Genomic DNA, 11,954 nt, shown 5'->3' on the forward strand with positions numbered 1-11,954 from the left:
CTGTCGAAACGGACCTTGCTGTACACGGCAATCGGTACGGTGCGCAACAAGGGCAACGCCAACTTCGGCACCGAGTTCGACAATCCTTTGCCGGGCCATGCGCAGAACGGCGGCTACGCTGGTATCAGCCATACCTTCTAAGCCGCGATAGCTTGTCTCGCCGATCTTGCCGGATCTCCGAGTTGGGGCAGCAGCACGGCATGATGCTGTTGCCTCTTTTTTGACGCGTTCAGCCTCCGGCCCTGGCATGAACGACGCAGGTATTGAAGTCATTCTCAAATCGGGGCTACTACAAAACTGGAGACGAGCGTCATGACGAAAAGCAAAAACACAGAATTTCTTCCTGCTGTCGCTGGAACTAACAAATCACGTAAAACTGTAGCGGCCAATCCGGCGCGCCGCAAACTGCTGGGCCAGATGACGGCGCTGGCGGCAGCGCCGCTGGTGGCTGCCTGTGGTGGCGGCAATGCCGATAGTCCCGCTGCAGCGATTGCCGCCGCCGCTCCCAGGGCCAGCAGCAAGGCCGACCTGCCAGGCATCGCCGGGATCGCGCCGATTGCCGCCAATGCCAGCCAGAACCTGTTTTATCAGACTGCCGGCAGCGACTGGGCCAGCACCTGGCTGCCGATAGGCAATGGCCGCGCCGGCGCCATGCTGGCGGGTGGCGTGCTGCTGGAACAGGTGCAATTCAATGAACAGAGCTTGTGGGCTGGAACCAACAACTTTGATGGCGGCGCCTACGACATTTCCGGCTTTGGCAGCTATCAGAATTTCGGCAGCCTGTCGCTATCCTTTGGCGCCAGCCTGCCGCCGGCGATCAGCTCGCCGAATGTCAGCGCCAGCGCTTCTAGTTCAGGTGAAGGCATCTTGTCCACCGTGGACGGCAATCTCAGCACGAAATGGTGCATCGTCAGCCCGCCGAATCTGGTGACCTGGCAAGCGGCGCTCTCCGCTGCAGCCGCAGTTTCCGCCTATACGCTGACTTCTGCCAACGATGTGCCGGCGAGGGACCCGCTCCAGTGGATAGTATCCGGTTCCAATAACGGCAGCAGCTGGACTGTGCTGGATAGCCAGAATTTCACAACTACCCCGTTCGCCAACCGCGGCCAGACCAATAGCTATGCGTTTTCAAACAGCACCGCGTTCCGCTATTACAAGATCGATTTCACCGTGTCGACAGCTGCGCTCAATGAAGGCCATTTCCAGATTGCGGAAATAGGCTTGAATGGCGTCAATCTGTCGCAAAACCCGTCAGCGCAGCCGCTGTATGTGTTTTCACCGTCCGGTCACGGCATGGGTGTGCTGACCAGCTCCGGCAGCCAGCGCATCGATAGTTCGGTCGACGGCAATGCAAATACCAAATGGTGCGTGTTCGTGAATCCGGGCGACATCGTGCAATGGCAGATTGATCTCGGCGCGGCGCAAGCCATTTCCAGCTATGCGCTGACCAGCGCCAATGATGTTGCCGCGCGCGATCCGCAAGCCTGGACGCTGGCCGGTTCGAACGACGGCGTCGGCTGGACGCAGATGGACAGCCAGTCGAGCGCGCCGTTCGCCTCGCGCGGGCTGCAGAAAACCTTTGCGCTGAGCGGTTCAACCGGCTATCGCTACTGGCGCTTCAATTTCGATACGTCCAAATGTCCGGCCGATGCGGGTTCCGGCGATCCTAAAACCGGCCACTTCCAGGTGGCGGAGATCGTGTTGAGCAGCGCGGCGTTTACCACCGCGGGCAAAGCCGTCGCCTGCGAATATCAACGTCGCCTGAATCTGCAAAACGGCCTGCAGACCACCAGCTATCTGTATGGCGGCAATTACTTCATCCGCGAGACCTTCGCCAGCAAGGTCGACAATGTGATCGTCATGCAGCTCAGGTCGGAACGGCCGGGCGGCTTGTCCGGGCTGCTGCAGCTGACTTCAGGGCAAAGCGGCGATGCCATAACGGCGCTGGTTTCCGCCAGCGAAGAAAGCCTCTCCTTCAGCAGCAGCCTTGCCAACAATGCTCTCAACTATGCTGCCAAGATACGCTTGATCCGTAGCAATGGCAGCGCCGCGCAAAGCGGCGCGGGCATCCAGTTCAGCGCTTGCGACAGCATTCTGCTGCTGCTGGATGCCAGAACCAATTACGCGCCAAGCTATAGCGGCGGCTGGCGCAGCAGCAGCGTTCCGCTCACCGTGGTGAATAGCACCCTGAGCGCGGCCGCGGCGCAATCCTTCGCCGCCATGTATGCCTCGCACTACTCGGATTTCCAACCGTTGATGACCGCGGTCGACGCCAACTGGGGCAACAGCAGCGCGACATTGACAAGCCTGCCGACCGATCTGCGTCTGAGCGCTTACCAGAGCGCCGCCGGCGGTAAGGATCCGACGCTGGAACAGTCGCGTTTCCACCTGGGCCGCTACTTGCTGGCCAGCTGTTCGCGCAAGGGCGGCTTGCCGGCCAATCTGCAAGGGCTGTGGAACAACTCCAACAATCCGCCATGGTTTAGCGACTACCACAACGACATCAACATCCAGATGTGTTACTGGTCGGCGGAATCGACCGCCTTGCCGGATTGCCACCTGCCGTTGTCTGATTTCATCGTCAACCAGGCGCCGGCCCTGCGGGTAGCGACGCAGGCAAATTTTCCAGGCAGCAGCGGCTGGGCTGCACGCACCAGCCAAAGCATCTTCGGCGGCAGCAGCTGGGAGTACTTCACTCCGACCAATGCCTGGTACATGCAGCATATGTGGGAACACTATGCCTTCAGCCAGGACATGAATTATTTGCAGACGGTTGCCTATCCAATGATCAAAGAGGTGGCCCAGTTCTGGACAAGCGGCGGGCAGCTCATCAAAAATTCGGCAGGCCAGTACCTGGTCGCCGCCAACCCCCAAAATGCCAAAGCAAGCAACTCGGGATCGCCGGAACAGGGGCCGGCGGAAGATGGGGTGATGTTTGGCCAGGAACTGGTGTGGGATGTATTCCAGAATTTCCAGAAAGCCACCAGCGCCTTGACCAATGCCGGCTTGACTCCTGCCGGCGACAGTGCGTTGCTGGCCACGGTGCAAGCCATGCAGGCAAAGCTGGCGCCGAACCTGATCGGCGCCAAAGGGCAGTTGCAAGAGTTCCAGGAAGACTATGAATCCAATTCGACTTTAGAGGCGAACCAGGGATTAAGCCTGACCCATCGCCACACCTCGCATTTGATTGCGCTGTATCCAGGCAGCCAGATTACGCCGTCCGCCACGCCTGCGCTGGCGCAAGCGGCCAAGGTTGCGCTGCTGGCGCGCTGCGGCCTGCCGCTGGGAACCGCGTCCGGCCAGGTAGTAGCGGCGAATGTCAGTAGCGACAGCGCCGCCTCGTGGCCCTGGACCTGGCGTTGTGCCTTGTTCGCACGTCTGGCGGATGCCGAGAACGCGCTGGTGATGATCCAGGGCAGCTTGCAGCGGAACACTATGCCTAACCTGTTCACCGCCATGATGCCGGAGACCTTCCAGATCGACGGCGACCTCGGCATGCCGGGCGCGATGACTGAGATGCTGCTGCAAAGCCATGAAGGCGTGATTGTGCTGTTGCCGGCATGTCCCGCGGCGTGGCAGGCGGCGGGCTCGTTTACCGGCTTGCGCGCGCGGGGCGGCTACAAGGTCAGCTGTGCCTGGAGCAACGGCGCGGTGACTTCGTACAGCATCATTGCCGACAAGGCGCCGAACAAAGCGGCGGTGAAGGTCAAGGTCAATGGCGTGGTGAGCAGTATTGTCCCGGCATGAGTCTGGCGGCAAGCGCCAACTGATGAAGGGTTTTGAATCCGGATCGGGGTGATACGGGGAGTGGCTGCCTTTGCGGCAAAACAAGCGGTAACTGTTTTGCCGCAGAGGCGGGCGGGAAGGGAGGTGTGCTGTTGCGCTGTGCTTACTCTGTTGGCGGCACATAGCCGGTAGCAGCGTCGGCGCCGTCGCCGAAGAAATGCTTTTCCATCTGCACCGCCAGGTATTTGCGGGCGCGCACGTCGGCCAGGTTCAGGCGGTTTTCGTTGACCAGCATGGTCTGGTGCTTGAGCCAGCCGGCCCAGGCTTCTTTCGAGACGCTCTCATAGATGCGTTTGCCGAGTTCGCCCGGGTACGGAGGGAAGTCGAGGCCCTCGGCTTCTTTGTCGAGCTTGATGCAATGAATGGTGCGTGCCATGGTTTTTCCTTGTAGATGGTGCGGGCCCGCGCATGGGGCCCGCTAATAAGATCAATTGATTGCGGGGATGCGTAGCTTGGCGTCAGACCTTGATTTTATAGGGTCTTGATCAATACCAGTGATTTTCGTTGCCAGTTATACATGTGCTGGCGGTCCTTCGGCAGGTCGTCGACCGTGGCATGGACGAAGCCGCGCCGCAGGAACCAGTGCGAAGTACGGGTGGTCAGCACGAACAGCTTGTTGAAGCCTGCCGCGCGGGCGCGGCTTTCCATGTGTTTCAGGATGCGTTCGCCGTCGCCTTGCGCCTGCACTTCCGGATTGACCGTCAGGCAAGCCATTTCCGCCATGCGCTCCGACGGGAAGGGGTACAGCGCGGCACAGCCGAAGATCACGCCGTCATGCTCGATCACCGAGAAGTAATGGATCTCGCGTTCGATCAGCTCGCGGCCGCGCTTGACCAGGGTGCCGTCGGCTTCCAGCGGTTCGATCAGTTTCAGGATGCCGCCGACGTCTTCAATCGTGGCTTCACGCAGGCTTTCCAGGTTTTCGTAGGAAATCATGGTGCCCACGCCATCGTGGGTAAACAATTCCAGCAGCACCGAGCCGTCGGTGGCGAACGGCACTACGTGGGCGCGCGGCACGCCGGCGTTACAGGCCTTGATGGCATGCTGCAGGTAGAAGGCTGAATCGGCCGGCAGGCAGCCGCTGTCCAGCACGGCTTGCGCCTGGTGCGAAGACAGTTCGCGGATTTCGGTGTCGCCGGCATCTTTCATCAGCGGCGTTTCGCTGATGAAGATCAGTTTTTCGGCGCGGAGGGAAATGGCTGCGGCCACGGCCACGTCTTCCATGGTCAGGTTGAACGCTTCGCCGGTCGGCGAGAAGCCCAGCGGCGACAGCAGCACTAGGCCGCCGGCATTCAGGATCGGATGGATGGTGTCGTAGTCGATCTTGCGCACCACGCCGGTCAGCTGCAGGTCGGCGCCGTCGATCACGCCGAGCGGACGGGCGGTGACGAAATTGCCGGAAATGATACGGATGGCGGCATGCGCCATCGGCGTGTTGGGCAAGCCCTGGCTAAAGGCGGCTTCGATATCCAGGCGCAGTTCGCCGGCGGCTTCCTTGGCGCATTCCAAGGCCGCGATGTCGGTGATCCGCAAGCCGTTGTGGAAGCGCGCTTCGACATTGCGCAGCGCCAGCTGTTCTTCCACCTGCGGCCGTGAGCCGTGCACGATAACCACCTTGATGCCAAGCGCATGCAGCAGCGACAAGTCCTGGGCCAGCACCGGCAGGGCGCCGGCAGTCACCAGTTCGCCCGGAAAGGCGACCACGAAGGTCTTGCCGCGGAAGGCATGGATATACGGCGCGACAGAGCGCAGCCATTCTACGAATTCATTGGGGTTTTCCATGCCGCACATTATATACAGGACGTGGTATTGGCTGCAGGGATTCAACGATTTACGCGTGCTTTTATTGTGGATAGGGTGGGCGCCCGTGCCCACGCTGCGCGGTATGACATGCCGCCAGGACAGAATTCACGCGTGGGCACGATGTGCCCACCCTACGCGCAGGCCCGGAATGCCGCCCGCAATGCGATAATCCGGCCATGATAAATACGATTACAGTGGAATTCGAGCCCGCCGATGTGCAACAGCTGCTGCAGCACGCCGAAGCGGCGACCGAGCACCTGCCCTGCATGGGCGACCAGTTTGTCGCCAAATATTACGAGGGCGGCAAAGTGATCACCAAGAACGACTGGCCGGACGTCAGCCAGCTTGACCTTGCCAGGATCCCGCCAGCCCTGTTCATGGTCAATGACTCATTTCTCATGAGTAACGGTATCGCTGCTGAGCAAGCGGTAGCCTGTGTCTACAAGAATGGTCACGTCGCGTCCGACCAGCAAAACGAAAGCGATGCCTTTGCCCTCGGTTCGGAGGAGTTGCCGACCGTGACCAGGATACTGGCCAGGGATTTTGCCGGCATAGAGACTGCCCACAAGGTCAGGGTCACCTTCCTGCACGATCCGCGCAAAGGGCCGGTGGTCACGCTGGAGCTGGTGAATCCGGCGCATGAGATACCGGATGTCAGGGTGGTCAATCGACGTCCGTGAGCTAGCAGTCTGCCCAGTTACGGCAGCAATCTATAAGTTTCTCCGTATTTACATTTGCGTGCATCGGGAAGAGCGGCTTGCTATGTTAATCTGTATGGACTAGACTTAGTCCAGTCCATTTAATGGAGGCATTATGCAAACAATGAATATCCACGAAGCAAAGACCCAATTTTCCAAATTGATTGAAGCTGTGATCCAAGGCGAGGAAGTGATCATTGCGCGCGCCGGCAAACCGGTGGCGAGTCTGGTTGCGATTCGAGCTGTGACGCCGGTACGTAGCCCAGGCGCCTTGAAAGGAAAAATCAAGATTGCCGACGATTTCGATGCGGAGCTGCCTGATGACGTCATCACTTCTTTTGAGGGAAGCTGATGCGTATCTTATTGGATACGCATATTTATCTCTGGTGGTTGCAGGATCATCCGAAATTGTCAGCGCCAGCCCGCGGAAAAATCCTTGCCGCAACCGAGGTCTATGTCAGTAGCGCTTCGATTTGGGAAGCGTCGATCAAAATAGGCATAGGCAAGCTTGAAGCTGATATTGAAGAGCTGGTGGCGCAGATCGCACAGAACGGTTTTCTTGAGCTGCCTGTGAGCGCTAGGCATGCCATGCAGCTGACACGGTTGCCCGAACTTCATCGTGATCCATTTGACCGCATGCTGGTTGCCCAGGCCATGTGCGAGCCTTTGCGCTTGCTGACTGCCGATGCGCAGGTGGCGCGTTATTCTGAATTAGTAGATCTGCAGTAATCGAATATAAGCGGTCAGATTGGTTCGGGCAGGCAGGTGAGCAAAGTGATGGCGCCGGCACGGCTGGATACCGGCGCTTCCGCCATCCAGCTATTCCGCCGCCAGCTCCAGGCTGACAATGGTCAAGGCACCGTCCACTTTATCGACCGCAAATTTCACCTTGTCGCCCACTTTGAACTGCTCCAGCATGGCCGGATCGCCGGCCTTGAACAGCATGGTCATGGCGGGCATGCCGAAGTTGGGGATTTCATCGTGTTTGATGGTGATCTTGCCGGTGGCCGTATCGACCTTGCGGATTTCGCCTGCGACCATGGGCAGGGCGGTTTCGTCGGCGGGCGTGGTCTGCACTTCGCTGGTCTCGGCGGCGCTTGCCATGCTGCTCAAGGGAATGCCGACGATCAGGGTGGTGAGAATAACGAATATCTGCAGGTATTGCATGGTCTTGATCCTTTCAAACTGAAGTGCGGATGTGTTCAATTTGGCATATTGACATCGGTTATGCCGGGGGATGGCTGAGAATACTCTGGCTGTTCTTTGCTATATGCGGACGCACAAGCGCTTATCAAGCGCCGCTTCAGATGCCGATATTCCGCGACAGCGGACAAAAAGTACCGGGTTTTTACAGCTCGTTACCAGATGTCAAAATGCCATTATTCTAAAATCCCAGCTTAGTTGGCCCCGGCTTTGGCTGGCGCGGCGACGATCTTGCCGACCATGCCGGCTTCATAATGCCCCGGCTCCAGGCAGGCAAAATCCAGCGTGCCGGCATGGTCGAACTGCCACACCAGCTCGTCGCTCTGGCCCGGTGCAACGGTCACCTGGTTAGGGTCTTCGTGCTCCATCTCCGGCATCTTGCGCATCAGTGCTGCATGCTCCGCCAGCTGGGCGGCGCTGCCGATCACCATCTCGTGCTTCAGCTGGCCGCTGTTGCTGACCAGGAAGCGTACGGTCTCGCCCTGCTTGACCTGGATGTTGGCAGGGGTGAAGCGCATGTTGTCGCCCATCTCGATCTTGACGGTGCGCGTGACGTCGACCATCAGGCCGGGCTGGCCGATGGCGGCGCCGCTGTCGGCGTGATGATGACCGGCATCGGCATGGGCAGCGCCGGCAATGGCCAGCGCAGCGGCGAACAGCAGGGAAGCGGAAGTTTTCATGGTTGGCTCCTTTGATTGGTAAAAATATAACATTCTATTGATGATGGTGTGAGGCCGGCTTGACGACATTGACTACCGTCTCCGGGCCTGCAGTGCTTGATGCCGCCGGACGGGGGCTGGCGGCGTCCGGCAAATCGGCCGCCGTGCCTTGCCATTCGTAGGCGACGCTGCCGGCAGGTGCGCGGTACCAGCCGGGATCGCGGTAATCGTTGCGCGCCAGGCCGGCCCGCACTTTGACCACGCTGAACATGCCGCCCATTTCCAGCGAACCGTAAGGTCCCTGGCCACCCATCATCGGCAGGGTGTTGTCCGGCAGCGGCATTTCCATCTCGCCCATGGAGCCGCCCTTGTCGCCCATCACCATGTAGTCCGGGATCAGCTGGCTGATTTTTTTCAACTCCGCTGACTGGTCGACGCCGATCATGGTCGGCACCGCGTGGCCCATGGCGTTCATGGTGTGGTGCGACTTGTGGCAATGCAGGGCCCAGTCGCCAGGTTCCGCCGCATCGAATTCGATGGCGCGCATCTGGCCGACGGCGATGTCGGCGCTCACCTCTGGCCAGCGTCCGGCCGGCGGGGTCCAGCCGCCGTCGGTGCCGGTCACCACGAATTCATGGCCGTGCAAGTGGATCGGATGGTTGGTCATGGTCAGGTTGCCGACCCGGATGCGGACCCGGTCATGCTGCCGCACCACCAGCGGATCGATGCCGGGAAAGGCGCGGCTATTCCAGGTCCACAAATTGAAATCCGTCATTTCATTGACGCGCGGCGTGGCGGCGCCGGGTTCGATAGCGTAGGCATTCAGCAGGAACACGAAATCGCGGTCGACCCGCATGAAGGAGGGATCTTTCGGATGGGTGATCCAGAAGCCCATCATGCCCATCGCCATCTGCACCATTTCATCGGCATGCGGGTGGTACATGAAAGTGCCGGCGCGCCGTGCCGTGAATTCATAGACGAAGGTCTTGCCGGGCTGGATGCCGGGCTGGGTCAGGCCGGTGACGCCGTCCATGCCGTTCGGCAGGCGCTGGCCGTGCCAGTGCACGGAGGTATGCTCAGGCAGTTTGTTGGTGACGAAAATCCGCACGCGGTCGCCTTCCACCACTTCGATCGTCGGCCCCGGACTCTGGCCGTTGTAGCCCCACAGATTGGCCTTCATGCCTGGTGCGATTTCGCGCACCACCGGCTCCGCCATCAGATGGAATTCCTTGACGCCGTTGTTCATGCGCCAGGGCAGCGTCCAGCCGTTCAGGGTGACCACCGGCTGATAGGGGCGGCCGCTGGCCGGAGTGAGCGGCGGCTGGGTGCCGGCCTGGGTTTGCGTGACTGCTTCGGGCAGGCTGGCGGCGGCGATGCGGCTGACCGCGCCGGCGCTGACCGCCAATGCGGAACCTTGCAAGAACGCGCGTCTCGAGATATGGCTCATGCTTATTTTCCTTGTGTGACAGTGCTGGCCGCGGCTTGCGGCGGCGGATTGAGCGGGCCGCCCAGCGCCAGCTGCAGGGCGTTGTCCGCCATCCAGAAGTCGCGCTCGGCGTCGATCGCGGCATTCACCGCATTGGCTTGTTCGCGAGCGTCGCTCAGCAGCTCGAAGACGCTGGAGAGCATGCCGTTGTAACGCAGCAGATATTCCTCCGAGACGCGCTTGCGCAGCGGCAGCACCTGATCGCGATAATGGCGCGCCAGGTCGTAGGCGCTCTGATAGTCGGCATAGGACACGCGCAGCTGCGATTGCGCGTTCAAGGCGGTTTCCGCCAGCCGGTGTGCGGCTTGCATGTAGATCGCCTCGGATTTGGCGACGCGCGCGCCGCCCCAGTCGAACAGGGGAATTTCAATGCTGACCTGGTAGCCGGTCTCGCGCGAGGCGCCTGGTTCGGAGTTGTGCAGGTAAGCCAGTTCCAGCACGTTGACGAAACGCGTGGCGCGGTTCAGTCCCAGGGTTTGCTGCAGGCCGTCCACTTCCAGTCTTGCTGCAGCGATGTCGAGCCGCTGGGCCATGGCCAGCTGTTCGCTGTCCTGCAAGGAAGGGCGCTGCCTGGGCAGCGCCGGCAGTTGCTGCGGCAGGGTGAATCCGCTTTGCTCGCCGCTCAGGCCGAGCAGGCGGATCAGTTGCTCTCGTGTCACCAGCGCCAGCTGCCGCGAGCGTGTCAGCTGGGTGACGGCGTCGGCATGAAACGCCTGCTCGCGCGCCAGTTCCAGCTGGTTGAAATTGCCGGCCTGCGCCATTTTTTTTGCCAGCGCGCTGCCGGCGGCGGCAGCGTTTTCGACTTGCTCCTGATAGCGCACGCTCTGGCCGGTAGCCACGCTCTGGTAGTAGGCGTTGCGGGTGTCCGCGGCAACCTGCAGGATACGGTTGGCGGTGTTCAGCTTAGTGACCTGGAACTGCTGCGCCTCGATGCGGGCGGTGATTGGCAAAGTCAGCAGGCCCATCACCGCCATGGAAAAACTGCGGTCGATCTTGATGTCGTCGCCGCTGCGCGTGCGGCCGAAGCTGAAGCCGGGATTGGGCAGGCGGCTGGCCTGCACCCAGCTGGCTTCGGCGATGCCCAGTGCTTCATAGTCGGCCTGCAGGCCGCGGTTGTTGAGCAGGGCGATCTGCACTGCAGCGTCGACCGTCAGCGGTTTTTGCAGCAGTTGCTGCAGCTGCTGCCGGCTGGCGGCGCGTTCTTCATCGGAGCGCGCGCGCGGCGGCGTCTGTCCCAGGCCTGGCTTGGCGAGAGCGGCGGCGTCGCCGAAACCCTGGTCGGAGCTCAGGCTGGCGCAGCCGGCCAGGACGGCCAGCAGCGCGGCAGGCAGCATGCGCCTGCGTAAGAAAATAAACATGGCATCCTCGATAACGGATCAAATCAGCGCGATGCATCAGTGTCGGCGAGCGCGCTGACAGGCGCGTACGACGGCTACGGTTGCGGCATCGCGGTCTAGCAGGTTTGCCACCGCAGAGCTGCGGCCAGAACCTGGAATGACGGCGTCAGGCGAGGAGAGAAGGGGGACGTTCTGGATTTTCCGGCGTGTAGCCGACAAAACCCGACAGCGGGAAAAGAAGTGGATGAATGACCGGCAAAGGCTGTACCGCTGCGAGCGGTGCGTTGACCGGCAATACGCCAACGCAGCAGGCTGCGCAGGAACTGCAGGAAGTGGACGATTTGTCGTGAGTCGATGCATGATCCGAGTCGCCGTGCAGGACCTGCACGGCATCCTGCGCGTCGGCATGATGATGCGCCATGCCCGCATGGCCGGCAGAACTCGCCGCCATCGCCGCCACCGGTTTTTCCGGGCCGCAGAAAACCATCGCCGCCGCCGCATATCCCTGCAAGGGGATTGCCAGCGCCAGCAGCAATATCAACAGGTTCTTCAGGCGGGTCAGGGAAAACATGGTTCGGATTCTAGCATCGATCTACAGTTTAGCAAGCCCGTCAAGGATCGGACACTCCGGCCGGGCGTCGCCATGGCAGTGGCAAGCCAGCTGTTCCAGCGTCCCCTTCATCGCCTGCAGCTCCTTGATCTTGTCGTCCAGTTCGGCGATATGCGTCAGCGCCAGCTGCTTGACCTTGCTGCTGGGGCGCGACTGGTCCAGCCAGAGACCGATCAGCTCGGCGATCTGCTTCATCGAAAAACCCAGCAAGCGGCCCTGGCGGATGAAGCGCAGCAGATGTACATCGCGTTCGGCATAAGTACGATAGCCGGAATCGCTGCGGCTGGCGGCCGGGATCAGGCCGATTTCCTCATAGTGGCGGATCATCTTGGCCGAGACGCCGGAAGCGCCGGCGGCGTCGCCGATATTCAT

12 protein-coding genes and 1 pseudogene are annotated in these 11,954 nt (G+C 60.8%); 5 read left to right on the forward strand and 8 right to left on the reverse strand.

Annotated features, from left to right (window positions below; translation table 11 throughout):
• Both VNZ65_RS20010 and VNZ65_RS20015 read left to right on the forward strand, forming a co-directional pair.
• A pseudogene (locus VNZ65_RS20010) lies at positions 1–141 on the forward strand (porin); the annotation flags it as partial.
• Positions 142–312: 171 nt separating this feature from the next.
• A complete protein-coding gene (locus tag VNZ65_RS20015; protein WP_325672145.1) occupies positions 313–3,747 on the forward strand; it encodes a glycosyl hydrolase family 95 catalytic domain-containing protein in 3,435 nt (1,144 codons plus the stop codon).
• 142 nt (positions 3,748–3,889) lie between these two features.
• Here the strand turns inward: VNZ65_RS20015 and VNZ65_RS20020 are convergent, their stop codons facing one another.
• Complete coding sequence (locus tag VNZ65_RS20020; protein ID WP_061938913.1) at positions 3,890–4,162, reverse strand: oxidative damage protection protein; 273 nt, start codon at positions 4,160–4,162, stop codon at positions 3,890–3,892.
• Between the two features lie 95 nt (positions 4,163–4,257).
• The gene (argA, locus tag VNZ65_RS20025) at positions 4,258–5,568 is read right to left on the reverse strand and encodes an amino-acid N-acetyltransferase (protein WP_061945951.1); all 1,311 of its coding nucleotides are present in this window, start codon (positions 5,566–5,568) and stop codon (positions 4,258–4,260) included.
• 197 nt (positions 5,569–5,765) lie between these two features.
• Between argA and VNZ65_RS20030 the strand changes: the two genes are divergently transcribed.
• From VNZ65_RS20030 to VNZ65_RS20040, 3 genes are all read left to right on the forward strand, one after another.
• Positions 5,766–6,269: a hypothetical protein gene (locus VNZ65_RS20030; protein WP_325672148.1), complete on the forward strand. Its 504-nt coding sequence runs from the start codon at positions 5,766–5,768 to the stop codon at positions 6,267–6,269.
• 133 nt (positions 6,270–6,402) lie between these two features.
• The gene (locus tag VNZ65_RS20035) at positions 6,403–6,639 is read left to right on the forward strand and encodes a type II toxin-antitoxin system Phd/YefM family antitoxin (protein ID WP_325672149.1); all 237 of its coding nucleotides are present in this window, start codon (positions 6,403–6,405) and stop codon (positions 6,637–6,639) included.
• Positions 6,639–7,016 carry a type II toxin-antitoxin system VapC family toxin gene (locus tag VNZ65_RS20040; RefSeq protein ID WP_325672150.1) on the forward strand — a complete coding sequence of 126 codons (378 nt, stop codon included), beginning with the start codon at positions 6,639–6,641 and terminating at the stop codon, positions 7,014–7,016. Before VNZ65_RS20035 ends, VNZ65_RS20040 begins: the two co-directional genes overlap by 1 nt.
• 90 nt (positions 7,017–7,106) lie before the next feature.
• Here the strand turns inward: VNZ65_RS20040 and VNZ65_RS20045 are convergent, their stop codons facing one another.
• The 6 genes from VNZ65_RS20045 to cueR all read right to left on the reverse strand — a co-directional run bounded on the left by VNZ65_RS20045 (position 7,107) and on the right by cueR (position 11,954).
• Positions 7,107–7,454 (reverse strand): copper-binding protein, encoded by a 348-nt coding sequence (locus tag VNZ65_RS20045; protein WP_325672152.1) that lies wholly within the window; start codon positions 7,452–7,454, stop codon positions 7,107–7,109.
• 230 nt (positions 7,455–7,684) lie between these two features.
• Entirely contained in the window at positions 7,685–8,170 is a 486-nt protein-coding gene (locus VNZ65_RS20050; RefSeq protein WP_325672153.1) for a cupredoxin family protein, read from the reverse strand.
• A gap of 34 nt (positions 8,171–8,204) precedes the next feature.
• On the reverse strand, positions 8,205–9,596 hold the full coding sequence (locus VNZ65_RS20055) for a copper oxidase (RefSeq protein ID WP_325672155.1): 1,392 nt from the start codon (positions 9,594–9,596) through the stop codon (positions 8,205–8,207).
• A 2-nt stretch (positions 9,597–9,598) separates the two neighbouring features.
• Positions 9,599–10,993 (reverse strand): TolC family protein, encoded by a 1,395-nt coding sequence (locus tag VNZ65_RS20060; RefSeq protein WP_325672157.1) that lies wholly within the window; start codon positions 10,991–10,993, stop codon positions 9,599–9,601.
• Positions 10,994–11,138: 145 nt separating this feature from the next.
• Positions 11,139–11,543: a hypothetical protein gene (locus VNZ65_RS20065; RefSeq protein WP_325672159.1), complete on the reverse strand. Its 405-nt coding sequence runs from the start codon at positions 11,541–11,543 to the stop codon at positions 11,139–11,141.
• 21 nt (positions 11,544–11,564) lie between these two features.
• Positions 11,565–11,954: a Cu(I)-responsive transcriptional regulator gene (cueR, locus tag VNZ65_RS20070; RefSeq protein ID WP_325672209.1), complete on the reverse strand. Its 390-nt coding sequence runs from the start codon at positions 11,952–11,954 to the stop codon at positions 11,565–11,567.

Origin of the sequence: Collimonas sp. (genome assembly GCF_035566555.1) — a bacterium.
Taxonomy (GTDB): domain Bacteria; phylum Pseudomonadota; class Gammaproteobacteria; order Burkholderiales; family Burkholderiaceae_D; genus Collimonas.